The following is a 26,316-nucleotide window of genomic DNA, read 5'->3' as shown; positions in this document are numbered from 1 at the left end:
ACAAAACATGCGAAATGTTTTCAGCATATTTATCTTAATTATTTTATTAGCAACAAGCGTAACTGCTCAAGATATTAAATTTGAGCATTATAATGATGACAGTGGGTTGTCTCATAATGCTGTTAGGCATATTGTTCAAGATAAGCATGGATTTTTATGGTTGGGTACATTTGCCGGTCTAAATAGATTTGATGGTTATGAGTTTAAATCTTATCTAAGCTCTTCTACCGATGGGTCTAAACTGCACAATGATGATATTACGGCCTTAGCTCTAGATGAGGACTTTAATAATTTATGGATAGGTACCAGAGATGGACTCTCATTATACAAAACGGATACTCATACGTTTAACACCTATTTACCTGATAGGAACAATAGTGAAAGTCTTCCGGAGGGAGAAATAAGATCGGTTTATGTTGATAAGTTTAAAAGAGTTTGGGTAGGTACAAAAAATAGTGGTCTCTATATCTTAAATGTTGAGACCAATACTTTTAGAAAGGTTCAAATTGAAAATTTCAACTACATAAAAGCAATTGTAGAAGATAAAAATGGGAATATTTGGATCGGTAGCTACGAATCTGGCGGTGTAGCCAAATTAATGTTAGATTCTAAGGGTGAAATCTCCCAAAAACATATTTATACTCTTACAATTCCAAATTCAACAGAGAAAAATCCATATTTAAATTTTATATATGAAGATGCAAAGTCAGATATCTTCATTGGTACCAGAGAAGGGTTGTATAAGTTGAACAAAGGGTCAAATGAATTTGTAAATCTGGAAATAGAAAATACAGAGATCAGAGATGGGTTAGGTCCATATTTTCTTTCGGTTACACAGGCAGATGATGGCAAATATTGGGTAGGTACATTAGGTGGTTTAATAGTTTGTAATCAATTGGAAGATATTGCTAAAGGTGAGTATAAGTGGCATTATTCAGTATTGACAGATGATACTTCCTTGGTAGATAATTTGGTATCAGCCTTATTTTTTGATTCATCAGGAGTGTTATGGATCGGTACAGAAGATGGTTTAGATAAGTATGATCCGTTTGAAAATCAATTTAATAGCAATAAGGATATTTCACTACATATTGATAATCAAGTTCCAAGAATTAGAGGTTTTAGTAAAACTTATGATGGTAAAGTTGTAGTTGCCACAAGACATAATGGACTTTTTATCTCGAATGAAGATGCCTTTTTACCCTTGTATAACAACCAAAAAGATATAGCAAGCATTTATTCCATAGATGGGGTAACATTTTACTGTGGCCTTTGGAACGGAAAGTTATTGGTGTATGATTATAAAAAAAATAGATCAAAAGAATTCAATATCGGCTTTGAGCAATCGCCAATCTTTGCTTTTGAAACATATGCAAAAGATCAGCTGTTAGTAGGGTCTTTTGGAGAAGGGGCTCTGATATTGAATACAACAGAACTTAAGAATGGTACAAATACAGAGATATTTTTAAAGGGATACCAAATAAATGAAATTGTAAAACAGAATGATTCCAGTATTTGGTTTGCTACAGAGACAGGTGTAGTTAATTATTTAAAAGGTGAAAATAGTTTTGAGTATTATACATCATCGTCAACCTCAGATGCTGGTTTACTTCATGATAATGTAAGTGATATTATGTTAGATCATGAAGGTCGCTTATGGGCGGCAACAAGAAAAGGACTTAATTTATTTGATTTCAATACCAAAAAGTTTGTGCCGTTAGATGAACCTTCTGAGCTTGCCGACAAGTGGATAACAGATATGCTCACTTATACAAACGGTGATATTTGGTTCAACATGAATAGTAATAGTGTTGCCAGGTTGAAATCTAATTTAAAGAGTCATAATATTTATGATGTAAAAAGTGGTAATAGATTAGATGTATTTAGTTCTAGTGGTTTTTACAATTTTGATGATTCAAACATATTTTTAGGTGGTAAAAACGGAATAATATATTTTTCTCCACATGCTATAAGTGAAAATAAAATAGCTAAAACCCCTATAATTACTGAGTTTAAAATACAAAATGAAGTAATAGAACCAGGTGTGGAAATCAATGGTCAAATTCCATTGCTTAAGGATGTAAACGATATTAAGAATGTAACCTTAGAGTATAAAAACAGAAATTTTTCACTTCAATTCTCTACACCTTCTTACGTTAAAGAAAAACTGAACAGCTTTGAATATATGCTAGAAGGCTTTGATGAAGACTGGATATCAACTTCTAGCAATTCACGAACAGTACAATACACCAATCTGTTTCCAAGTGAATATACTTTCAAGATAAAATCAAGCAACAGTGATGGTTATTGGAGTAATGTAAATTCGTATAACATTATCATAAAGCCTCCTTTTTGGTTAACCTATCAAGCTTTGATCCTATTTATTGCATTTTTGGTCTTGGTAATTTATTTGATAAGAAAAGAAATGAAAAATAGGCTACGCTTAAAGCAAGAATTGGTTACCGAAAAGGTAAATAGAGAGCGTGATATTAAACTGAACAATGAAAAACTTAGATTCTTCACCAATATATCTCATGAGTTAAGAACACCGTTGACATTAATCTTAGGGCCAGCAAAACAATTGTTGGAAGAAAGTAATGAGAACAGTAGTGACTATCAAAAAAGTAGATTTAATTTAATTCATCAAAATGCCAGTAGACTTTTAAATTTAGTCAATCAGGTATTAGATTTTAGAAAAGCGCAAACAGGTGAACTAAAGCTTAAAGTTTCTAAAACGGACATATTATTGTTCACCACAAATACATTCGATTCTTTTAAAGAGTTCGCTTTTAACAAGCAAATAGATTTTAATATAATTAGCGAAGTAGAACATCTTTTTGGTTGGATAGACCGAGATAAATTTGATAAGATTTTATATAACTTATTGTCCAATGCCATCAAATTCACCAACAAATATGGTCATGTGGATTTGTTTGTTAAGCTTAAAGAGAACGATGAAAATACATTGGTAATTGAAGTAAGTGATGATGGTATAGGTATTCCACTAAAAAGTCAAGAAAAAATATTTACAAGATTTTATCAAGCCACAAATAGTAAAGAAAATAATACGGGTTCCGGTATTGGTCTTTCTCTTGTAAAATCTTTGGTTGAATTACATAAGGGTACCATAGTTGTTGAGAGTAAACCCAATGAGGGTAGTACGTTTACAGTTGAAATTCCTATACATAGAGAGAGTTATTCTAAAAAGGAAGTGTTCGAGTTTATTTCTAACAAAGAAATTAGTGAACCAGAAACGTTTGTTCCTATTAAAAGAAAGACGACCAATACTGATATTAAAGATAAAATTTTGGTCATTGAAGATAATACCGAGCTAAGAAAATATCTTATTGATTACTTATCTGCCTATTATAAGGTGTACGAGGCAGAGAATGGAGAAGAAGGCTTGCAGCTTTGTAGAAAAATAAAACCAATGTTATGTGTTGCAGATGTAATGATGCCGGTAATGGACGGATTAGAATTTTGCAATGAACTAAAGAATGATGAGTTTATTAGTCATATACCTGTAATCTTATTGACGGCATTATCTGAGAATGAAGATAAAGTCAAAGGCTATGATGTGGGTGCAGATTCATACCTGGTTAAGCCGTTTGATCCTTCGTTGTTAAAATCTGTCATTGTAAATACGATTAAAACCCGTTTAGAGCTCAAAGCAAAGTTCTCTGATGAAGTTGAAAGTGAGGTAGGTTTACTTACCCATTCTCCAATTGATAGGGAACTAATGGACCAGGTAACCAATATCATTGAAGAACATATTGATGATGTTGACTTAACTACTAATGTTTTATGTCAAGAATTAGGTATGAGCTCTTCAAAACTATACCGAAAAATAAAAGAGCTTACGGATTTGGCACCTAATGAATTTATACGAACTATTAGATTAAAGAAATCTGCTAAGCTGTTAAGATCAAAGAAATACAATGTGTCTGAAGTCACCAATTTAGTAGGGTTCAATGATCCCCTTTATTTTAGTAGGTGTTTTAAGAAGCAATTTGGTTTCCCTCCTAGTAAATTGTTGAAATAGAATCTTTTATATTTTTATTGTTTGGCATGTAATCCATATTTATGATGGTATTATCCATCTAATTATTGTATTAATATGATAAATTGCATGTAGATAGTGGTACTATCATTACAACAAATCAACTTATTCAAAAACTTTAATATCGACTTTTATGAAAAAAGCGTTGAACAACAATCAAGATCATCCTATGGATAATATTGATGATTGGGAAGATAACTTATTAGAGAGATATCCTGATCCAGAAGAAACCACAAAAGAAAAAGAGGAGTTTAGAAATTATGTAGACTCAGAAAGATTAGATACGGTCAAAGAATTTTATAGGATAAATCATCAATTTCAAACCTATGATTTTGTAGTTGAAAAGGAGAAAGAATTTTTACAGTTCAATAAGAAGGAAATGTCTATTTGGGAGGCTGTTGATTTTCTAAATACATTGGTAGACGATAGTGATCCAGATATAGATTTGGACCAACTACAGCATTTATTACAGACATCTGAAGCAATAAGGGCAGATGGGCATCCAGATTGGTTTGTGCTTACTGGTTTTATTCATGATTTAGGAAAAATTCTTTGTTTGTTCGGTGAACCACAATGGGCTGTAGTAGGTGATACCTTCCCTGTTGGGTGTGCTTATTCCTATAAAATAGTATATCCGGAATTTTTTAACGCAAATCCTGATGCTACTGATAGTAGATATAATACAAAATACGGTATCTACGAGCCAAATTGTGGCTTGGACAATGTAAAGATGAGTTGGGGACATGATGAGTATCTTTATCAAATAATGAAAGATTACTTGCCGGAACCTGCCCTTTATATGATCAGGTACCATTCTTTTTATTCTCAACATAGAGAAAATGATTACACGCACTTAATGACCGCAAAGGACATTGAAATGTTCGAGTGGGTCAAAAAATTTAATCCCTACGATCTATATTCAAAAGCGCCTGTGCCACCGGATGCTAAAAAATTACTGCCTTATTACAAAGAGTTGGTAGCAAAGTACTTACCTGAAAAGTTGAGTTTTTAATTTCATTATTATTTGAGTTTGCCAATGCTCTAGCATTTTTTACTAGAGCATTTTTTTTGCTTTCCATTTTAATTTTAAACCTAACCAAATTCATATGTACACCACTATTACTTTTATTGCCTTTACAGCTTTTGTAGCAATTTATTCATGGTATAAACTGAGAAAAGAAAAATTAGATTCTAAAGATGGTTATTTTCTCGGCGGAAGAAGTTTAACCGGTGTTGTTATTGCCGGTTCAATGTTATTGACCAATATTTCTACCGAGCATTTAATTGGTATGAACGGATCGTCTTATAAGAATGGATTTATAATTATTGCTTGGGAGGTAACTTCGGCATTGGCTTTAGTTGCTGCTGCCATCTATTTTGTTCCAAAGTATTTAAAAATGGGACTGACTACAATACCAGAATATCTTGAGAAGAGGTTTGATAGTACTACCAGAACTTTGGTTGCTTTATTTCTAATGATATCATTTGTGGTTACATTACTACCAATTGTTCTTTACACGGGAGCAATTAACATTGAGAGTATTTTTAATATATCCGAAGTTTTAGATGTATCAAAAGAAGAGGGGCTCTGGATAACTGTTGTGTGTATTGGTGTTTTAGGATCCATATATGCCATATTTGGAGGGTTGAAAGCGGTAGCTGTTTCAGATACAATTAATGGATACGGATTGTTAATTGGAGGTCTGGCAATACCAATAATAGCACTGGTAGGTATTGGTGATGGTAATCCGTTTTTAGGTTTGTCAAAGGTGTTTAACCATAGTCCAGAGAAATTCAATGTCATTGGAGCTAAAGATTCAGTTCTGCCGTTTGAGGTGCTTTTTACAGGTTTGATCATTAATCAGTTATACTTCTGGAGCATGAACCAAACGATAATTCAGCGTGCATTAGGCGCCAAGAATTTGGTCGAAGCTCAAAAAGGATTGCTTTTTACAGGGGTTTTAAAGATTTTAGTTCCCATTATCATAATTCTACCTGGAGTAATTGCCTTCTATTATTTTGGAGATTCTATGTACAATAATCAAGATATGATATATCCGGAATTAGTAAAAAAAGTACTGCCTATTGGTTTTGTTGGTGTATTTGCGGCAATAATAATGGGAGCCGTATTAAGTACTTTCAATAGTGTGTTAAATAGTGCTGCAACCATATTCAGTATAGATGTTTTTAAAAGACATTTTGGTAAAAAAAGCAGTGATAAAAAATTGGTTAGGATAGGGAAACTGACATCGACCGTTCTTGCGGTATTTGCCATCTTAGTAGCGCCAATGGTAGCAAATGCTCCAGATGGATTATATCAACTTTTACAGCAGCTTAATGGTATTTTCTTTATACCAATAGCGTCAATAATGTTGGCAGGTTTCTTTTTGAAGAAAATCTCCGCTACAGCAGCAAAAGTGGCTTTGGTCATAGGTTTGACTTTCTATATTTTAACAACCTTTATCTTAAAAGTAGATATTCATTTTGTGCATATTTGGGGAATAGAATTTGTCTTGAATATGTTGGTAATGTTCATTGTCTCCTATTTCTATCCTAATAGGCAACCATTTAAAGAAGAAGATCATGATTATGTGGAAATGAAAGAATGGCAGTACACAAGACCAATGGCAATAATATTGTGTATAATTACAGTAGTAATTTATGTGCTACTAGGTACTAATTAATATGTGCTATGGGTAAAATATGGTGTAAAGGCTTTTGTATTTTAATTGCTTTAGCTTCGTTATCTTGCAAAGAAACACCTCATGAAAAAGAAGGTATACTGCGTATATCGGCAGATTCACTCCTGCAAATTCGATATCAGAAATTTTTAGATTATGCAGTAGATTCCATTTCCATCCCAAGAAGTTATGACCCCAAAACCAAAAAAATATTCAAAGTAACTTCAAAAGACTGGACAAGTGGGTTCTACCCAGGTAATCTTTGGCAATTGTATAAATTAACCGGTAATCCAGCCTTTAAATCTAAGGCAATGGAGTCAACAGATTATATTGAACAAGAAAAATATAATGATGCTACCCATGATATGGGGTTTAAAATGTATTGTAGTTTTGGAGAAGGTTTTGAAGTAACAAAAAATGACCATTACAAATCTGTTTTAATACAAAGTGCAACTACTTTGAGCACTAGGTTTAATAAAAAAGTAGGCAGTATACGTTCATGGGATTTTAATAAGGATATTTGGGAGTATCCCGTTATTATTGATAATATGATGAACCTAGAATTGTTGTTTGAGGCTACTAAAATATCGGGTGATAGCACATTTCATAACATTGCTGTGCAGCATGCCAATACCACTTTAAAAAATCATTTTAGGGAAAACAATAGTAGTTTTCACGTAGTTGTCTATGATACGGTTACCGGTAGGGTTAAAGATAAAGTTACGCACCAAGGTTTTAATCATAATTCTTCATGGGCTAGGGGGCAGGCGTGGGGTATCTATGGTTTTACAATGTGTTATAGATATACTGGCAATTCGGTTTATTTAGAGCAGGCAAGGAAATCGGCGGAATTCTATTTAGAACATAATAGTTTACCGGAGGACGGAATTCCGTTTTGGGATTTTAATGATCCAAGTATACCAAATACTATTAAGGATGTTTCCGCTGCAACCATTGTAGCTTCTGCATTGGTAGAACTTACAAATTTCACTAATGAAAAAGCTTATTTGGAATATTCAAAAAAGGTGTTGAAAACTTTAAAAAGTGAAGCATATCTTTTGCCATCTGAAATAGAAGCTCCTTTTATCTTAAAACATAGTACGGGTAATTGGCCTAAAAAGGATGAGATGGATGTGTCTATCAACTACGCAGATTACTACTTTTTAGAATTGATGCTTAGGATTAAGAACAAAAAATAAAAAAAAGCTCCATGAGAATGGAGCTTTTTGTAGTGACCTCGACAGGATTCAAACCTAATGTTGAAAATGCCTGAATACAGAGGGTTCTGCGAAATTTTATTTTTTCTGTTGTCGATTTGTTATCGACATTATTTTTAAAAGAGGTTGAATAACTAATCTCAAGATGTAAAGATAAAGAATTCAAAGTTGAAGTACAGTAAAGTCGATTTATAAAATCATTTGTTTAGATTATGAGTGTTAAAAAATCAAATAGTTTACTTTAAAATTTTAAAACAGCTATTCTTCGATTAATAGACTGGATTAACCCACGTTTTTGTAGAGATTCCTCATTTTGTTTTATAGCTTTTTTAAAAATAATTCAACAACAATCTTTTTTTATAAGATATTAGTTGTTCTTCAATAGTAAATATAAAATCGTTCATCATAATATTCTATAAGTTATAAAAAGAATAAATAGGTTATATGGGTTTTTAATTCATAAATTTTCTTAAGAAAAATCAATACTTTTTAAGAATAGATAGTGTTAACTGAAGTCTTTTTTTAAAATCAACTTATAGTATAATATTAACTCTAATATTGCAATTTTACTTTTTTATTGTGAATATATTATTATATTAGTAATTCTCAATTTCTATTATACCTTATTCAAAAATTAATCTATATGATTTTTATGATTTAAAGAAGAGCCTTTTATAACGACAAAATGAAACTAACCTATAAGCAAACCGATAGAAAACCGGAAAATTCTTTTTTAGCAAGACAGGATACAATACCATGTATTGAACAAGACTGGCATTTTCATCCAGAAATAGAACTTATCTATTTTTTAAAAAGTTCAGGTACCCGTTATGTGGGTAATTCAATAGGAAATTTTAATGAAGGTGAATTGTATTTAATAGGTAGTAATGTTCCACACTTATTTAGAAATCATAGAGAGTATTATGAGGATATGGGTGAGAATGAAGCGGCTGATTTAATAGTGGTAAAATTTGATATTGATTTTTTAGGTGAGACCTTTAGAGAGTTGCCAGAAGCAAAAAGGTTGCAAAAGTTGTTTGAGAATGCAAATAGAGGACTTAAATTTTCAAAGGCAGCAACCTATCTAGTACATACACATATGATGGGGCTGGTGTGTTCAACCGGACTATCTAGAATTGTAGGTCTTTTAAAAATTTTAGATATTTTATCAGTGAGTGAGAACTACAGCTTTTTATGTTCTAATGGATTTGATAATTCATATAAGAAAAGTGAGAAGGAACGTATGGCGAGAATAATTTCTTATCTAAATGAAAATTTTGAGAATAAAATAGAATTGGAGACAGTTGCATCAATTGCCCATATGGCACCCAATGCGTTTTGTAGATACTTTAAAAAAAGAACACAGAAGTCTTTTGTCCAGTTTTTAAATGAAATTAGGATCGGACATGCATGCAAGCTGTTAATTGAGGGAAAACTACAGATTACGACTATTTGTTATCAATCTGGATTTAATACCATTACTAATTTTAACCGCCAATTTAAAGCACTAATGAAAATGACCCCTACAGAATACATGGAGCCATATCTTTCTGAGCAACAGGCGGAATTAGAGGAGGTTTAAAATAGAAGTAATTCTAAAATCTAGTTCCTTACTCTTTTAGTTTCATGATTTTATATATAAATGGTAAAATTGTGTTCTAACATGAAAAAATGCAACTACATTTTAAAGGCATTTTCCTTTAAGTTTGTATGGTAGCTTAACATTTTATTTACATGTTAAGTCTGGTAATTAAATGGTTCCTCCTGTGAATTAAAATACTATGACTGCTTTTTTAGTTTTAATTTTCTGTATTGTTTTACTTATAGTAGCGGTTACTGTATTTAAAATACACCCAATTCCTGCGTTATTAATTTCGGGATTAATTTTAGGTTTGGCTACAGGTAATTCTGTTCAAATGGTAACAGAAAGTCTTTTGAATGGTTTTGGAAACACTTTAAAGTGGATAGGCCTTGTAATTCTCTTTGGCACTTTATTAGGGGAAATTTTGGCAGAAACCGGTGGGGCAGATGTAATTGCAGAAAGTATTATTAAGTTTTTTGGTATTAATCGTCTACCCTTAGGAATGGCTGTTATCGGGTTTCTGGTGGGTATACCGGTTTTTATGGATGTTGCCTATTTAACTTTATTACCAACAATGGTAGCGCTTTCTAGAAAATCTGGTGTATCTGTTTTGGTTTTAGGTCTTTCTCTTGCCATGAGTTTAACAGTTGCACATGCTCTAATACCACCTACTCCTGGACCTTTGGCAGTGGCTGCCTTATTGGAAATTAATATAGGAGCTATGGTACCATATAATGTAATGGTAGCATTGGCAGCAGTAATAGGTGGTTTAATTTGGATAAAACTGAATACCAGCAAACTGGCATTGCCAAACTTTACTAAAGACGGAGATGACAACTTAAAATCTAAAAAGAAAGAATTAAAAGGGTATAAACTAATATTACCTTTTGCATCATTACTTGTTCCTTTGCTTTTAATGTCTATTGGTAATATATTTCCAGGAAATAATCCGTTACTGGAATTTATAAAAAATCCAGTATGGGCACTAATGATCGGTGTTTGTTTTGCACTTCCTCTAATTGGTAAAGATAACTTTTCTACGTATCTAAATACTTATTTTCAATCTGCGGGAGCTAAATGTGCAATAGTAATTTTAATTACTGGTACAGGAGGAGCTTTCGGTCAGGTTATAAAGGATACCGAAATTGTTGGTGCTTTATTTTCTGAAGTAGAGATGGGCGGTCTTTCAATTTTAGGTATTATAATTCCGTTTTTACTTAGCTTTTTATTTACCACAGTTACCGGTTCAATAACCGTTTCTTTGATTACAACGGCTTCTATAACAGCTCCTTTGGTAACAGGTGGTATTTTGCATCCAGAATTAACGGCAGCAGCTATAGGTGCAGGGTCTTTAGGTGTGGTTCATGTAAATAGTAGTTTCTTTTGGCTGTTTAAAGAAGTGCATAATGTTTCAGTATCTAAGCTTTTAAGATCATTTAGTGTATTGTCCGGTGTTGTGGCTATTTGTGGAGGTCTCTTTCTATGCCTCTTATTCTGGTTAATGTATTAACGAAAGTTCAGTTAAGTTGCGCTGTATCTATTAATTACGCTTAAAATTTCAATTTTATTAGAGAAAATATCTTTTTGTAGCTGTTGTTTTTGTCAAATTGATAAAATTGTGCAGTCTATAGGTAATAAATGCATGTTTGGTATTCCTAATAACCTCGATCTTTGAATTGTTAGTTGAATTAATACGATTAATAATCGTTGAGTTAGTTGTTGAATTTAAGCACGGTAATATTGGAGACATATTACCGTGCTTTGTGTAAAGGGTTTGCAATTATAAAAATTCATGAAAGAATATTTAGATGCTAACGGGTTTTTCAAATCCTCTTATAATTATATCAGAAAAATTAGGGTAATATAGTGTGTGTGCATGGTAATTTATTGCAGTTTCTATGCACGGTTATACACTTGTTTTGTATAAAGTTAAATTATGAATATTGAATTTCTTCCTTTAGTATTAGTGCTTTTGGCAAGTTTCTTTCAAGGAACTTTTGGCCTGGGTATGAAGTATATGGCTCCATTAAAATGGGAGGCATGGTGGCTGGTACACGCTTTTGTAGCTATGATTTTTGTTCCAATGTTATGGGCTTTTTTAGTTATTCCTGATTTGATAGGGGTAATATCCAGTACCGAAAGTAGTGTTTTATTCGTCGCAGCTTTCTACGGGTTCTTATGGGGTATTGGGGGGATTCTGTTTGGTGTTAGCGTTGAAAAAACGGGTATTTCAATTACTTATGGTATAGTAATGGGGCTTGCAGCTTCTATGGGCTCGATCATACCTTTATTTCAAATTGAAGGTGCTATGTCTCAGCCCACTTTTCCAATAATACTGTTAGGTGTAGCTCTTTTATTGGTAGGTGTTGCAATTACTGCGGTTGCCGGGGTTAAAAGAGATCAATTGAATATTTCTGAAAACTCTAAGAAAGGAGCTATAAAAATAGGGGTGTTAATAGCCGTAACATCGGGTGTGCTTTCTGCATTTTTGAATGTTGGTTTTGCTAATGCGGCACCTGTTGCAAGTATGGCTACCGATTTTTATGGGGTAGGTGCTCAGAATGCAAGTTTAGCATCATGGGTGGTTGTTTTGATTGGCGCCTTTGTAATGAATGGCGGGTATGCCCTTTTTAAATTATCGAGAAATAATTCTTGGTCTTCCTTTAAAACACTAAATAGTCGCAAAGCATATACTTGGGCTATTGTATCCGGTATTTTTTGGTTTTGTGCCTTAGGTGTATATGGGCAGGGTGCAGCATTAATGGGTAAGATGGGACCAGTTATTGGCTGGCCAATTTTATTGGGCTTAGCTTTAATAATCAGTAATATATGGGCATTTAGAGCTGGTGAATGGAAGAATGCGAAAAAACCTTTTTCCATCCTTCTAATAGGTTTGTTCGTTTTAATATTGGCCATTTGCATATTAGGTTATGCCAATTATTAAATAGTAGAGGTAGGATTATAATATCAATAGATTTCAAGAAGTAAATAATATATATAATGAGAATAGCGAAAATCGAACCTTATATCATAGTACATAAGTTAGACACTCCTTTCTATTTTTCTCAATGGCAATATGATACTCGTAGAATTTGTATTGTTAAAGTAATATTGGAAGATGGCACCTATGGTTGGGGAGAAGGTTATGGTCCCGCAGGTGTTATTAAGGCAGGTATAGAATTTTTCACTCCTTTTTTAATGGGAAAAGATGCTTTGGGGCATGAGATTTTATGGCAAGAGATGTATCGCCGCTCATTGGATTATGCTCGTAGCGGCAGTCTTCAGGCGGCAATAAGTGCAATAGACGTTGCTCTGTGGGATATTAAAGGCAAGTTATTGGGGCAACCTGTATCTATGTTATTGGGCGGTGTTAAAAATCCGGTCATTCAACCTTACGCCACCGGCCTTTATTTTACAAGAGTTGATAATCTTGAAGAAACATTGGTAAAAGAATCATTGCTATATAAAAGCCAGGGTTTTAAAGCTATAAAAATGAAAGTTGGGCTTGGTGTCAAAGAAGATATCAAATATATTTCTGCGATAAGAAAGGCTATAGGACCAGATATTAGATTAATGATAGACTCTAACCATGCCTATAATTTTCAAGAATCGGTTAAGCTGGCACAACAAGTGGAAAAATTTGATATTTCATGGTTTGAAGAGCCGGTTTCTCCAGAAGATTACGAGGGCTATCGTAGATTAAGGGAAAGTACTACAATTCCTATAGCAGGCGGAGAGTGTGAGTATCTAAAATTCGGGTTTAAACGCTTGTTCGAAAATGAATGTGTTGATATTGCCCAGCCAGATATTTGTGCGACAGGTGGTTTGACCGAGGCTAAGCGAATTGCTACTTTGGCCCAGGCGTATAGTAAAGATGTAGTTCCGCACACATGGGGAACTTGGATAGCCATTAGTGCTGCCGTTCATTTTGTCGGTAATTTAGATATGAACCCTGGGCGTATGTACTGTGAATTACCTACAATGGAATTAGATCGTACCGAGAATGCCCTTAGAGATGTGGTTACGAAAAGTGATATTGAGGTTGTAAATGGTTTTATAAATGTGCCAGATTCTCCTGGTCTAGGAGTGGACGTAAATATTGACGTTTTAGAAAAATTTAGCGAGAAAGAAACAAATACAGATAATGAAAGCATTGAAATTCGGTCATAAAAAATTATATATAAACGGGGAGTTAACAGATTCTTCCAATGGAAAGACCTATGAAGTTATTTGCCCTGCGGATGAAGAGACCACAGCAACTATTGCATGGGCAAGTAAAGAAGATACAAAATGGGCTTTAGAATCTGCTCAAAATGGTTTTGAAACCTGGTCAGTAATGCCCTTGGACACAAGACTTGAGTGGATAGATAAACTTAGAAATAAAATAATTGAGAATAGTGACCTTTTACGTGAAAGTATCATGTATGAAATGGGTAAGACGTGGGAAGGTTCAGAAGAAGATCTTACAAGTATAGTAAATTCTTTAAAATACTATTCTGAAGAAATTCAACTTAGAAAAGACCTGCCTATTGAGGATAAAGAAGGCAGTCATGAACATCGTATGGTTTTTCAGCCTCTTGGGGTAGCGGTCGCCTTTTTGGCATATAATTTTCCGTTGCTGAACTTAGGGTTTAAATTGGGTCCTGCTCTGGCATCTGGATCTAGTATCATTTTAAAACCATCTGAATTTTCACCATTATCAGCCTACATTATAGGTGAGCTATGTGCAGAAATTAATTTTCCGGCCGGCGTTATAAATATTCTTTGTGGTGATGTGCAAGATGTTGGAATACCATTGTGCGAAAGTAAGATTCCGCGTCTTATTACTATGATAGGTTCTACTGAAACTGCTCAAAAGCTCATTGTACAAAGTGCAGGTACTTCAATAAAGAGGTATAGTATGGAGTGTGGTGGCAACGCCCCGTTCATTGTAATGGGCGATGCCAATTTAAATGCAGCAATTGAACTGGGAGCGGCGTTAAAAATTGGTAATACAGGTCAAATCTGTGTAGCACCAAACCGTTTCTTTGTTCATGAATCTATGATTGATGAATTTACTGCAGGAATAGCAAAAATATTTGAAAATGCAAAAATAGGATTCGGTCGTGAAATCAAACCTGATATGGGACCTTTGGCTAATAAAGCCTCAGTTAAAAAGGTGCAAAAAATAGTTGATGAAGCTATACGACAAGGTGGTGAGCTTATTTATGGTGGCAGTGCCTTGCAAGGTAAGGGCTACTATTTTCAGCCTACAGCTATTCGCTTAAAGGACAATAATGCGGAAATACTTCAGCATGAAATTTTTGGTCCTGTAGCTATTATAGTTCCATTTAAAACCAAGGAAGAGGTCATTGATCTGGCAAATAATACCGATGCCGGTTTGGCTTCTTATGTCTTTTCCGAAAATGAGGATACCTTAAATTATTTTGCTGATAAGTTAGAATTTGGTGAGGTTCAGCTGAACGGGGTAAAATATGATATTTACCTGCCTCATGGGGGAGTAAAAAATAGTGGTATTGGTGCAGATTGTTCAACATATGCATTAGATGATTATTTGATTAAAAAGAGAGTCTCGCTAGCTTTGGATAAATGAAAATACCAGATTATTTTATTAGTTGCGATTGGGGTACCTCTAACTTTAGGCTTAGGTTGGTAGAAACCAAAACCTTAAATGTTTTGGTTGAACATAAAACTGATCAAGGTGTAAAAAATGTATATCAAAAATTCTTGCAGCAAAATCAAATTGATCAAACTCAATTTTTCAAGAATTATCTTGAAAACCAAATTAATAATCTTGATGAGCATCATAAAGCGGATTTAGTCTTAGCTGCAGGTATGGCTTCTTCAAATATTGGGATGAAGGAGTTGCCTTATGGTGAGATACCTTTTAATGATAAGGGAGAGGGTCTACATTGGGAAATAGTACCGTTCAAAGATAAGTTAGATATCATATTGATTTCTGGAGTGAAAACGGAAACCGGTATGATGCGTGGAGAAGAAATACAAGCATTTGGGCTCTCAAAATATTTAGAGTCTTACCTATCTGGAACTCTCATATTACCAGGTACCCATAGTAAGCATATTAACTATCAAAATGGGGAGTTCAATTCCCTAAAAAGTTTCATGACAGGTGAAGTTTTTGAGTTGTTGTCCTGCAATAGTATTCTGTCAAATAGTGTTGAAAAGTGTCATTGGATCAATAAAAGACATAGGGCATTCAAGCAAGGGCTAGAAATTGGTTTTAAGGGAGAATTAAGTGCACAATTGTTTTCTATTAGGGCTAGACATATACTCGATGATGCCAATAAAAAAGACAACTTCTACTTGTTAAGCGGTATGCTCATAGGTGATGAACTTTCATATTTGAAAAATATTGAACAAACAATCTTTCTTGCAGCGTCAGAACCATTTTATAGTATGTATAAAATGGCATTGGAAACCATTTTAGACGTTATACAGGTAGTATGTTTTGGTGATAAGGTCTTAGAAAAGGCTTTGCTGGTAGGTCAAAAAAAAATTATAGAACTGTATGCAAAATAAGACGGATTTTTCTTGGGAAAGATACAGTAGTACACCAATTGTGGGTATTATAAGAGGGTTAGGTATAGATACGGTAAGGCAGATTGTAAAGGCTTATACCGTCGCAGAATTCTATACTATAGAAGTAACTATGAATACACCCCATGTGGCAGAAATAATAACAGAGTTACGTTTAAATTACCCTGATTTAAATGTGGGTGCGGGTACGGTGTGTAATATGGCAGATTTGGATAAAGCCATTACTGCGGGAGCACAGTTTATTGTAACTCCTATTTTAGATGAAGAAGTGGTAAAGAAATGTGTGGCTAAGGAAATACCAATATTTCCAGGTGCATATACCCCAACGGAAATTTATAGGGCATGGACCTTAGGTGCTTCGGCAGTTAAGATTTTTCCAGCTACTCAACTGGGTACAAGGTTTATTAAAGATGTTTTGGCACCTTTAGATGAAATTAAGTTAATGCCTACTGGTGGTGTCTCTAGACAAAATATTAAATCTTTCTTTGAGGCAGGAGTTACTGGAGTAGGTATGGGCAGTTCATTATTTGATAAACAAATGATCAAGGATAATGATTTTGATTCTTTACAACACCATTTTACGGCTATTAAAAAAGATATAGAGCCTTTTTGTAATTAACTATTATGAAGTATACATTTAGCCATATTGGAATACCTACTACAGAGGAAAAAGATTGGGATGGTTATTATGAACCTGGTAAAATTCATTACACAGATTTTAAAACTGATGAATTTAGGGTAGAATGGGTAAAATTCGATGCCGATAGCCCTATGCCGAAAATGATGCGAACCATGCCCCATATAGCTTATATTGTAAATAACATTGAAGAAGCTTTATTGGGAAAAGATATATTGGTAGAAACGTTTTCTCCTGGCAAGGGGGTACGTGTGGCTTTTGTTTCTCATAATGGTTCCCCTGTAGAGTTTATGGAAATTTCAGAATAACCTATCTCTACTATACTACCTTCTTATTATTTCATTTTTTACCATTTTGTTCATTGCTCCTTTTTGATCATAACAAGTACTATTTTCCTATTTTACAATTCTTGATCATTTACGATTATTTCAGATAATCAATCAAAATGAATGCCTCTAACTGGCATATTCATAAAATTGAGCCTATAAAAATAGGAAATAACTAAAAAGGTTAGAATAGTGCTTGCACTAGGTAATTTTTTGGAGTTAAAACATGACTTCTTCGGCTTCTTTTGTAAAGGAATTGTTAAAAAAGAGTAAAGAGCATTAGTATCTATCTTAAACTCAATCAAGTAAACAAAATGAAAGACTTAAACTTAACTTAAAAAAACAACAGAAAGCTTTATGGAAAAAATAAAAAAAGCAATCGCTAAGAAAAACAAGCCTAAGGGAGGTGGTTTTTATTTTAAAGTACTACACGGTAGGGTGCTTTGTACTTTTCTCATTGTACTTATGGGTATTACATTTGCAAATGCCCAAGATGTAACTATCTCTGGTACGGTTTCAGATGCGCAAGGACCTTTGCCTGGGGCAAGTGTAGTAGTAAAAGGAACTACAAATGGAGCACAAACAGATTTCGATGGTAATTTTACTCTTAACGTAAGTGGTACAGATGTAACCTTGGTGGCATCTTATATTGGTTATGCTACAAAAGAAGTTTCTTTAGAGGGGCAAACCAATATAGATATTCAATTAGAGGAAGATGCTGCCAAACTAGAAGAAGTAGTAGTTCTTGGCTATACCACTAAAAAGAAAGGAGAGGTAACAGGATCGGTCAGTACTATTGATAGCAAAGCTATTGAGCAATCATCTAGTAAGGACATTGCCAAATCATTGGCAGGTAGGGCTTCTGGTTTAATTATTAGTGACCGTGGAGGAGTGCCAGGTGCCGGAAATGGCGGTGGCGGTAATACAGATGATGATGCTACTACAATTTTAATACGTGGTAAATCTACTTTGAACAATAACTCACCTTTAATATTAATTGATGGTATACAGGCTGCAACATTTTCTAACCTATCTCCACAAGATATAGCATCATTAACTGTGTTAAAAGATGGAGCTGCCGCAATTTATGGTTCAAGAGCTGCCAATGGTGTCATATTAATTACGACTAAAAGAGGTAAAGCAGGTAAACCTAAAATTAACTTTTCTTCGGCATATAATATTTCTTCTTTTACGAAGCAGCCTAACTTAATGTCTTCTGAACAGTATGCCATTTACGAGAATGAAATTGCGGCAAGGGCTGGTAGTGCATTGCCATTTACACAAGAACAGATTAACAATTATGCTTCTGGTAGTGATCCAATTAACTTTCCAAATACAGATTGGGCAGATTTAACTTTTGCCAATTCAGCACCTGAATCAAGAAATACACTTTCTGTTTCCGGTGGTGCAGAAAACGTAAAGTACTTTGTTAGTGGTGATGTGTTGGAACAAAAGGGTGTTTATAGATCAGGAGCTTTAAAATTTGGACAAAAGCAAGTAAGATCTAATCTTGATATAAACATTACAGATGATATAAAACTAGGAGTAGACTTATTGGGTAGTTTTGGTGATAGAAATAGACCTGGTGTTGATGAGGGTAATATATATAAGCAGATATACACCAACTTACCTACAGAGGTAGGTGTTTACCCTAATGGTTTACCTGGTTTTGGAGGTGAGAACGGACAGAACCCATTGGTAATGTCAAGTAATCAATCTGGGTTTATAAATCAAAAAAGTACTGATTTAAGAGGTAAGTTTTCTTTAGATATCAAACTTGATAAAATTTTAAACGGCTTAAGTCTTAACGGGTTTTTAGGTATCAGAAAAATGAACAGTGATACCAAAAACTGGTACACACCATGGACCGTGTATAACTTTCAAGAAGGTACGGGCGAATATATACCTACAGTAGGTTTCTCTCAAAGAGGACAACAAAGAATACTACGAGAATCCTTTGGTAAGTATGATGAATCGCTTATCAACGCTACATTACGTTATTCTAAATTATTTGGAGATGACCATTCTTTAAGCACCTTTGTTGGTTTGGAAAAATTAGATTCTGATACTCGCTCTTTCTATGCTGAAAGAGTAGGATTCCCATCTAGTGACAAGCCAGAGTTGTTTGCAGGAGGTTTTGATCAACAGCAGTCTTCCGGTATTAGAAGTGAATTTGCAAGAATGGACTTTTTCGGTTCTCTTTCATATGATTTTAAAAAGAAATATTTCTTGGATTTGACTGTTCGTCATGACGGTTCAAGTAATTTTGGTCCAGGTAAGAGATATGGTACGTTTCCAAGTGTTGGGGCATCTTGGGCATTGGATAAGGAGAACTTTTTAGATGATGTTTCTTGGATTAACTCCTTGAGATTAAGAGGTTCTTGGTCTAAAATGGGTAATGACCGTATAGGGCCAAATCAGTTCTTGACCCTGTATAACTATGGCGTTGCCATACAAAATGGAAATCCTAATTTTAATGTGCCACAACCAGATTATTATGTGCTGGGTAGCCCTGGAAATATAGTAAATGGTTTCAGTTCTTCAACTACTCCTAACCCAGATGTTACTTGGGAAACAGCTATAATGCAGAATATAGGTTTAAGTTTTAGTTTATTTGATAATAAGCTTAGTGGTGATGTCAATTATTTTCATCAAAATAGAAAAGACATTCTTGCACAACGCTCTGCGGCAATACCTGATTATATAGGGTTAGACTTACCTGCAGAGAACTTTGGTGAGGTTAAAAACTACGGTTACGAATTTGAATTGGCATGGAATGATAATATTGGTAACGTAACGTATAATCTAGGAATGAACTTCTCGCAGGCTAAAAATGAAGTTGTGTTCTTAGCTGAAGCTGAAGATGTTCAAGAAAGTTTAAAAAGAGAGGGAACTCCAATTGATTCTTATATAGTTTACCCAACAAATGGCATATTTAATGATCAAGCACAGGTAGATGCTACTGAAGCTAAATTGACCGGAACTCAAGAAGGTGATATTTTCTATACAGATACAAATGGTGATGGAGTAATTAATGCACAAGATAGAATAAGGGTGGGTACATCTAACATTCCTCAAATTCAATATGGTATTTTCGGTGGTATCAATTACAAAAATTTTGGTCTTAACTTCTTGTTCCAAGGTCAGGCTAAAGCAGAAACTTTGGTATTCTTTGATCAAAGTGGTGCCAAACCAGAATTTGTATTTAACCAAAGATGGACTCCTAGCAATAGAAATGCGTCATTTCCACGAGCTTTTCCACAGGGTGATGGTATTAACGGAAATCAAAATGGTAATGTTGAAGTCTTTCAAGGTGCAGATCTTTGGTTGCAAGATGCTTCTTTCGTAAGACTTAAAGAAATAGAACTAGGGTACACCTTAACTAAAGATATTACTAAAATTGGTGATATTAGGTTGTTTGTGAGAGGGTATAATCTAATAACTTTTGCATCAGACATTTACGATCTTGGGTTAGACCCAGAAGCTACCTCTTATAATAACTTTAGAGATGCTACATATACCCCGTTAAAGACATATACTTTTGGACTGAATTTTAGTTTCTAATTTAAAAAATTGCAATAAAATGAAAAATAATAAATTAATAATCATGTTGATGGCAGCAGTGTTCTGCATCAACCTCAGTTGTGAAAAAGCGTTAGAAATTGACGCGGCAGATTCATTCACCGAAGATTTTGTTTATAGTGATCCAGAGCAAGTAGAACGTATTGTTTATTCGGTCTACAACAGTACTGAAAGCTGGGGTTTGAACAAATTTGTTTGGTGGTCCCGTAGATATAATATCGAAAATGGATCTTTTGAGGCTAAATTCAATTTTAGAGATCTTGACAGACTTGGTCTTAGAAGAGGGTGGAATCCTTCTAACGTTGGTGACCTTGGCGATAAATGGCGAGATTATTGGGGATATATACGTGAAATAAATTTGTTTTTTGATAAAGTTGATGAGTCAGAAGCTAGTGAGTTGGATCCTGAAAAAATAGCTTTGCTAAAAGCGGAAATGCAATTTTTAAGAGCTAATTTGTATAGTAAGTTGATTAAATATTATGGTGGTGTTCCAATTATTTCAGAGGCAATAAGTTTAGAAAGTGAAAATTTCAATATTCCTAGAAATAGTTATGAGGAGTGTGTGGATTTTATAGTTGCAGAATTAGATGCTGCCGCTTCAGTTTTGCCAGAGACAAGACCTGATAATGAGTTTGGTAGAGCTACAAAATTAGCTGCTCTTGCGGTAAAATCAAGAACATTGTTATATGCAGCAAGTGAATTGCATGATCCTAGTACAGAACCTAGCGGTCCATTATATGATTACACAAAGTCTACCAAATGGGAAGAAGCTGCTGCTGCTGCCCAAGAATTGATTGATCTTGTGGGTGAACGCGATCTTATTGCAGTTGAAGGTGAAGAAGATTACAGAAGATTATTCTTAAGTCCAAATGAAGATATACTGTTTGCAAGACCTTACGGTTCTGATCTATATGACTTTGGTACAGATGTAAACTCTCTTTGGAACCAAACTCAGGCACCTAGTGGTTATGGTGGTTGGGCATTGTCTTCGCCAACGCTAAATTATGTTCTTCAATATAATATGGCAGATGGCACTACAACCAGTGATGGGGCTTATGACCCAATGAACCCTAATGAAAATAGGGAAATGAGATATTATGCCAATTTAAATTTTAACGGTGCTAATTATAGAGGTAGAGATGTTCAATATTATTTATCTGAAGATGTTAATGTCTTTCCTCATGGTTTAGATTCACCAGAAGGATTAGGTAATGTACTACATTCTTCTAAAACAGGTTACAATATCCGTAAATTTCAAGATGAGAGTGTAGGCTTAACAGAAACATCGGCTGATCGTCCGTTTATTCTTTATGGTTTGGCAGAAGTATATCTAAATTTAGCGGAAGCATCTTATCATTCGGGTAATGAGATAGATGCAAGAAAATATGTGAACAAGGTGTCTACCCGAGCGCTACAACCAGAGATAACCACTAGTGGTACTGAGTTATTAGATGCTATTAGAAGAGAGCGTAGAGTAGAACTAGCTTTTGAAGGTCATAGCTTTTTTGATGAACGAAGATGGATGATTCCAGAGCATTTAGGTTTTGATGTAAAAGGATTGAGATGGACCAAAAAGGTAGATGGATCAGTAGAACCTGAAGAATACACGGTAATTGAAAGACCATGGTTTGATCGTCAATATTATTTGCCGATTCCTTTATCGGAAATAGAAAAAGCTCCTGCGTTGATTCAAAACGCAGGTTACTAAAAATATAGTAATTCTTATGATAAAAATACCGGAGCATTACTCCGGTATTTTTGTCGATTATACACCTAATATATAATAGAAAAATAAAAATGAAAAAGGTATTATTTATAGCACTGTGCATTTTTGCTTTTTCCTGTACTGCACAGGAAAAACCCAATATAGTGCTGTTGTTTTCCGATGATGCAGGTTATGCTGATTTTGGTTTTCATGGTAGTAAAATAATGAAGACCCCAAATCTAGATAAACTGGCAAAACAAGGCGTACGCTTTTCACAAGCGTATGTGTCCGATCCTACATGTGGTCCGTCTAGAGCTGGGTTGATAACAGGTAAATATCAACAAAGATTTGGCTTTGAAGAGAATAATGTACCTGGTTTTATGAGTGCTGTATCTGCAGTGGACAATAGGGAAATGGGCGTACCCGTAGAAGAAGTAACCATAGCGGATTACTTGAAAAAGCAAGGGTATGCTACTTCGTTTTATGGTAAATGGCATTTAGGAGGTGATGATAGGTTTCACCCTACCAAGCGAGGTTTCGATGAATTTTATGGTTTTAGAGGAGGTGCAAGAAGTTATTTTCCGTATTCTGATGCGCCTGCGAGTGAATTGGATTTAATGGAACGTGGTTTTGGTAATTTTGTAGAACCAGAAAAATATTTGACCGATGCATTGGCAAAAGAATCTGTAGATTTTATAGAGAGAAACGCAAAAGCATCTAAACCATTTTTTACCATATTATCTTTTAATGCGGTCCATACGCCTATGGATGCCACGGAAGATGATTTAAATCAATTCCCCGATTTACAAGGTAAACGAAAGACTGTTGCCGCTATGACTTTGGCACTAGATCGTGCGTGTGGTAAGGTTCTAGATAAATTAAAAGAATTGGGTATTGAGGATAATACCATTGTCTTATTTACAAATGATAATGGTGGTCCTACCGATAAAAATGCCGGTGTAAACTATCCATTAAGTGGTACTAAATCCAGCCATTTAGAAGGTGGCATACGCGTACCCTTTTTAATGAAGTGGCCGGGTAAGTTGCAACCGAATACGGTATATGACTACCCAATAAGTACTTTAGATTTGCTACCTACATTTTACGCTGCAGCAGGTGGTAATGAAAAAGAATTAAAAGACATTGACGGTGTAAACCTTATGCCTTACATCAATGGTATAAATGAAGATAGACCGCACGAAACGTTATTTTGGAAAAAGGATGCAAGGGGTGTAATTCGTAAAGGAGATTGGAAACTCATTAGATATCCAGATAGACCAGCTGAACTTTATAATATTCCAAATGATATTTCTGAAATCAATAACGTGGTTGCGGATCACCCTGAAATGGTAAGGGAGCTGTTTAAGGAACTTTTTGCTTGGGAACTTACTTTAGAAAGACCTAGATGGATGTTAAAAAAGTCTTTTGAAAAAGTTGATATAGATCGCATGGATGAATATAGGGATCAATCTAAATATTTGAACGGGGATTCTCAAAAGTAGAAATTCAATTATATGAGCAAGAAACGCTATAACATACTTGCCTTAATTTTTGGAAGTGTAGTTATTAATTATTTGGATAGGACCAATATTTCTGTCGCCGCTCCGGCAATTAAAGAAGCTTTAGATCTTTCATCCGTACAATTGGGTTTGATTTTTTCGGCATTTGGGTGGACGTATGTTGCACTGCAAATACCGGGCGGCATCGTCGTGGATAAAGTAGGGGCTAGGTTGTTATATGGTCTTATGCTATTTTTTTGGTCAATAGCTACATTGCTACAAGGGTTTGTCAATTCATTCATTGTTTTGTTAGGTCTGCGTGCCAGTATTGGCATATTTGAGGCGCCCGCATATCCTGCAAATAACGCCATAGTTACAAAGTGGTTTCCTGAGAATGAAAGGGCATCCGCAATAGCTATATATACTTCTGGGCAATTTATTGGTTTGGCCTTTCTGTTTCCGGTTTTGACCATAATTCAAGATAATTTGGGTTGGCGGGGTTTGTTTATAGTTTCGGGAGTAATAGGTATTCTTTGGGCAATTGTTTGGTATACCTTTTATCGTGATCCAGATAAACACAAGTCTGTAAGTTCTAAGGAGATTGAACATATTAGAGAAGGTGGTGGTCTAGTGAAGTCTACAAAGGCTACAATAGAAAAAACAAAGTTTAGTTGGTTAGACTTAGCACAAGCTTTTAAACATAGAAAATTGTGGGGGGTATACCTTGGTCAGTTTTGTGTAGGTTCTGTTTCTATATTTTTCTTGACTTGGTTTCCAACTTATTTAGTAGAATATAGGGGATTGGATTTTATAAAGTCGGGTTTTTTGGCATCGTTGCCTTTTTTGGCCGCATTTGCAGGAGTATTGCTTTCTGGCTTCACTTCAGACTTTTTAATCAAGAAAGGCAAGTCTAAGGAGATTGCTAGAAAAGCACCGGTATTATGCGGTTTATTATTGTCAGTAAGTATTATAGGGGCAAATTTCACCAATGATACTTTTTATGTCATCTTATTTATGACACTTGCTTTTTTTGGTAATGGGTTAGCTTCTATCACATGGGTATTTGTTTCGTTAATGGCGCCAAAGCATTTGATCGGTTTGGTAGGTGGTGTGTTTAATTTAATAGGCGGACTTTCGGCCGTGGTAGTTCCCGTAGTTATAGGGGTACTTGTGAAGGATGGCGATTTTAGTCCGGCATTATATTTTATAGGCGCAATGACACTTCTTGGTTTTTTATCCTTTTTGTTGATAGTTGGTAAAGTAAAAAGAATTGTAGTAGTAGAACTCAAAGTATAAAATCTTAAATGAAAATTACAGCAGTAAAAACATATCCTATCAATATAGGTTTTGGCAGTCAATTGGTTATCAAAGTAGAGACCGATGCCAGTATATACGGTTGGGGAGCGTCGGGTTTATCCGGTAGAGAATTGGCGGTCATTGGTGCTATAGACCATTTTAGACCAAATATAGTAGGTAAAGACCCTCATCAAATCGGAGCCATATGGCAAGATTTATATAGAGGTCAGTATTTTGAAGGAGGTCGCGTATTGACCGCGGCCATTTCTGCCATTGACATAGCCTTGTATGATATAAAGGGAAAATCTTTGGGTGTACCGGTCTATGAACTATTAGGGGGTAAACAAAGAAACTATATAGATTGTTTTGCTTCATTACGATTCACTTCAGAAGATGAATTAATTGGAAGGGCCCAACACCTGATCAAAGAAGGTTGGAATGTGTTGCGCTTGGCACCTGCTGAATATGAAGAGAATAGTCAGGCTATTTTTGAACCTAGGGAATCTATTGCAAAGATATCAAAATGGGTTACAAGGTTACGAGAAGTTATAGGACCTGATCCGGTTGTAGGTATAGATTATCATCACCGACTCTCAGCACCGGAGACTTATTCTTTTTTGTCGAAAATGCCTAAGGGAACTTTAGATTTTATTGAAGAACCCATTAGGGATGAAACGCCCGAAGCGTATGAGAGCCTACGCAAAATGGTAGATGTACCTTTTGCAATAGGTGAGGAATTTGCAAGTAAATGGCAATTTCTGCCCTACATTGAAAGAGGCATCACCCAATTTGCCAGGGTAGATGTTTGTAATGTAGGTGGTATTACAGAGGCTATGAAAGTGGCTGCTATGGCAGAAGCGCATTATATTGACTTAATGCCACATAATCCGTTAGGTCCAATTTGTACTACGGCTTCTATTCATTTGGCAGCGGCATGCCCCAATGTTGCTTGGTTAGAGGAAATCAATACTCCGGCAGAACAGCCAGGTACCAATAATGCTGAATTTTATCCAAATCAACCGCAATTGCAAGGTGCTAAATATAGTATTCCAGATGTTCCAGGGCTAGGTGTTGATTTCAATGAAGAGTTGGCTTTGTCCAAAGAATTTATTCCTGTAGAAACACCCCGCTTAAAAAAGAGAGATGGTTCTTATACAAATTGGTAAAAGAAGT

Annotated in this window: 17 protein-coding genes; all 17 read left to right on the top strand. The window is 34.9% G+C overall.

Features of this window, described 5'->3' with window-relative positions:
- The first annotated feature begins 7 nt into the window (after positions 1-7).
- The 17 genes from CSC80_RS01575 (at position 8) to CSC80_RS01495 (ending at position 26,309) form a co-directional block, all read left to right on the top strand.
- Positions 8-4,042, top strand: coding sequence for a hybrid sensor histidine kinase/response regulator transcription factor (locus tag CSC80_RS01575; protein WP_099189314.1), 4,035 nt, complete (start codon positions 8-10; stop codon positions 4,040-4,042).
- Between the two features lie 151 nt (positions 4,043-4,193).
- Entirely contained in the window at positions 4,194-5,072 is an 879-nt protein-coding gene (locus tag CSC80_RS01570; RefSeq protein ID WP_099189312.1) for an inositol oxygenase family protein, read from the top strand.
- 94 nt (positions 5,073-5,166) lie between these two features.
- Positions 5,167-6,744, top strand: a complete 1,578-nt coding sequence (locus tag CSC80_RS01565; protein ID WP_099189309.1) for a solute:sodium symporter family transporter — start codon at positions 5,167-5,169, stop codon at positions 6,742-6,744.
- An 8-nt stretch (positions 6,745-6,752) separates the two neighbouring features.
- Positions 6,753-7,940: a glycoside hydrolase family 88 protein gene (locus tag CSC80_RS01560; protein WP_099189307.1), complete on the top strand. Its 1,188-nt coding sequence runs from the start codon at positions 6,753-6,755 to the stop codon at positions 7,938-7,940.
- A gap of 703 nt (positions 7,941-8,643) precedes the next feature.
- Positions 8,644-9,540 (top strand): AraC family transcriptional regulator, encoded by an 897-nt coding sequence (locus CSC80_RS01555; protein ID WP_099189305.1) that lies wholly within the window; start codon positions 8,644-8,646, stop codon positions 9,538-9,540.
- Positions 9,541-9,739: 199 nt separating this feature from the next.
- On the top strand, positions 9,740-11,050 hold the full coding sequence (locus CSC80_RS01550; RefSeq protein WP_099189303.1) for an SLC13 family permease: 1,311 nt from the start codon (positions 9,740-9,742) through the stop codon (positions 11,048-11,050).
- 426 nt (positions 11,051-11,476) lie between these two features.
- Entirely contained in the window at positions 11,477-12,484 is a 1,008-nt protein-coding gene (locus CSC80_RS01545) for an L-rhamnose/proton symporter RhaT (protein ID WP_099189301.1), read from the top strand.
- A gap of 56 nt (positions 12,485-12,540) precedes the next feature.
- Entirely contained in the window at positions 12,541-13,710 is a 1,170-nt protein-coding gene (locus tag CSC80_RS01540) for a mandelate racemase/muconate lactonizing enzyme family protein (protein WP_099189299.1), read from the top strand.
- Positions 13,685-15,133, top strand: coding sequence for an aldehyde dehydrogenase family protein (locus CSC80_RS01535; RefSeq protein ID WP_099189297.1), 1,449 nt, complete (start codon positions 13,685-13,687; stop codon positions 15,131-15,133). The genes CSC80_RS01540 and CSC80_RS01535 overlap by 26 nt, the downstream gene beginning before the upstream one ends.
- A complete protein-coding gene (locus CSC80_RS01530) occupies positions 15,130-16,080 on the top strand; it encodes a 2-dehydro-3-deoxygalactonokinase (protein WP_099189295.1) in 951 nt (316 codons plus the stop codon). The genes CSC80_RS01535 and CSC80_RS01530 overlap by 4 nt, the downstream gene beginning before the upstream one ends.
- Entirely contained in the window at positions 16,070-16,717 is a 648-nt protein-coding gene (locus CSC80_RS01525) for a bifunctional 4-hydroxy-2-oxoglutarate aldolase/2-dehydro-3-deoxy-phosphogluconate aldolase (RefSeq protein WP_099189293.1), read from the top strand. Before CSC80_RS01530 ends, CSC80_RS01525 begins: the two co-directional genes overlap by 11 nt.
- A 5-nt stretch (positions 16,718-16,722) precedes the next feature.
- Positions 16,723-17,043 carry a hypothetical protein gene (locus CSC80_RS01520; RefSeq protein ID WP_099189291.1) on the top strand — a complete coding sequence of 107 codons (321 nt, stop codon included), beginning with the start codon at positions 16,723-16,725 and terminating at the stop codon, positions 17,041-17,043.
- Positions 17,044-17,418: 375 nt separating this feature from the next.
- A complete protein-coding gene (locus CSC80_RS01515) occupies positions 17,419-20,625 on the top strand; it encodes a TonB-dependent receptor (protein ID WP_099189289.1) in 3,207 nt (1,068 codons plus the stop codon).
- Positions 20,626-20,644: 19 nt separating this feature from the next.
- Positions 20,645-22,351, top strand: a complete 1,707-nt coding sequence (locus CSC80_RS01510) for a RagB/SusD family nutrient uptake outer membrane protein (RefSeq protein WP_099189287.1) — start codon at positions 20,645-20,647, stop codon at positions 22,349-22,351.
- Positions 22,352-22,440: 89 nt separating this feature from the next.
- Entirely contained in the window at positions 22,441-23,850 is a 1,410-nt protein-coding gene (locus tag CSC80_RS01505) for a sulfatase (protein ID WP_099189285.1), read from the top strand.
- A 12-nt stretch (positions 23,851-23,862) separates the two neighbouring features.
- Positions 23,863-25,143, top strand: coding sequence for an MFS transporter (locus tag CSC80_RS01500; RefSeq protein WP_099189283.1), 1,281 nt, complete (start codon positions 23,863-23,865; stop codon positions 25,141-25,143).
- 8 nt (positions 25,144-25,151) lie between these two features.
- Entirely contained in the window at positions 25,152-26,309 is a 1,158-nt protein-coding gene (locus tag CSC80_RS01495; RefSeq protein WP_099189281.1) for a mandelate racemase/muconate lactonizing enzyme family protein, read from the top strand.
- Positions 26,310-26,316 lie beyond the last annotated feature (7 nt).

Source organism: Maribacter sp. 6B07, assembly GCF_002700155.1.
Taxonomy (GTDB): Bacteria; Bacteroidota; Bacteroidia; order Flavobacteriales; family Flavobacteriaceae; genus Maribacter; species Maribacter dokdonensis.
This window is presented reverse-complemented; position numbering and strand designations above follow the sequence as displayed.

Bases quoted from the DNA above. Each gene is read 5' to 3' on its own strand.
- CSC80_RS01575 (WP_099189314.1), top strand. From the start codon at position 8: ATGCGAAATGTTTTCAGCATATTTATCTTAATTATTTTATTAGCAACA.
- CSC80_RS01570 (WP_099189312.1), top strand. From the start codon at position 4,194: ATGAAAAAAGCGTTGAACAACAATCAAGATCATCCTATGGATAATATT.
- CSC80_RS01565 (WP_099189309.1), top strand. From the start codon at position 5,167: ATGTACACCACTATTACTTTTATTGCCTTTACAGCTTTTGTAGCAATT.
- CSC80_RS01560 (WP_099189307.1), top strand. From the start codon at position 6,753: ATGGGTAAAATATGGTGTAAAGGCTTTTGTATTTTAATTGCTTTAGCT.
- CSC80_RS01555 (WP_099189305.1), top strand. From the start codon at position 8,644: ATGAAACTAACCTATAAGCAAACCGATAGAAAACCGGAAAATTCTTTT.
- CSC80_RS01550 (WP_099189303.1), top strand. From the start codon at position 9,740: ATGACTGCTTTTTTAGTTTTAATTTTCTGTATTGTTTTACTTATAGTA.
- CSC80_RS01545 (WP_099189301.1), top strand. From the start codon at position 11,477: ATGAATATTGAATTTCTTCCTTTAGTATTAGTGCTTTTGGCAAGTTTC.
- CSC80_RS01540 (WP_099189299.1), top strand. From the start codon at position 12,541: ATGAGAATAGCGAAAATCGAACCTTATATCATAGTACATAAGTTAGAC.
- CSC80_RS01535 (WP_099189297.1), top strand. From the start codon at position 13,685: ATGAAAGCATTGAAATTCGGTCATAAAAAATTATATATAAACGGGGAG.
- CSC80_RS01530 (WP_099189295.1), top strand. From the start codon at position 15,130: ATGAAAATACCAGATTATTTTATTAGTTGCGATTGGGGTACCTCTAAC.
- CSC80_RS01525 (WP_099189293.1), top strand. From the start codon at position 16,070: ATGCAAAATAAGACGGATTTTTCTTGGGAAAGATACAGTAGTACACCA.
- CSC80_RS01520 (WP_099189291.1), top strand. From the start codon at position 16,723: ATGAAGTATACATTTAGCCATATTGGAATACCTACTACAGAGGAAAAA.
- CSC80_RS01515 (WP_099189289.1), top strand. From the start codon at position 17,419: ATGGAAAAAATAAAAAAAGCAATCGCTAAGAAAAACAAGCCTAAGGGA.
- CSC80_RS01510 (WP_099189287.1), top strand. From the start codon at position 20,645: ATGAAAAATAATAAATTAATAATCATGTTGATGGCAGCAGTGTTCTGC.
- CSC80_RS01505 (WP_099189285.1), top strand. From the start codon at position 22,441: ATGAAAAAGGTATTATTTATAGCACTGTGCATTTTTGCTTTTTCCTGT.
- CSC80_RS01500 (WP_099189283.1), top strand. From the start codon at position 23,863: ATGAGCAAGAAACGCTATAACATACTTGCCTTAATTTTTGGAAGTGTA.
- CSC80_RS01495 (WP_099189281.1), top strand. From the start codon at position 25,152: ATGAAAATTACAGCAGTAAAAACATATCCTATCAATATAGGTTTTGGC.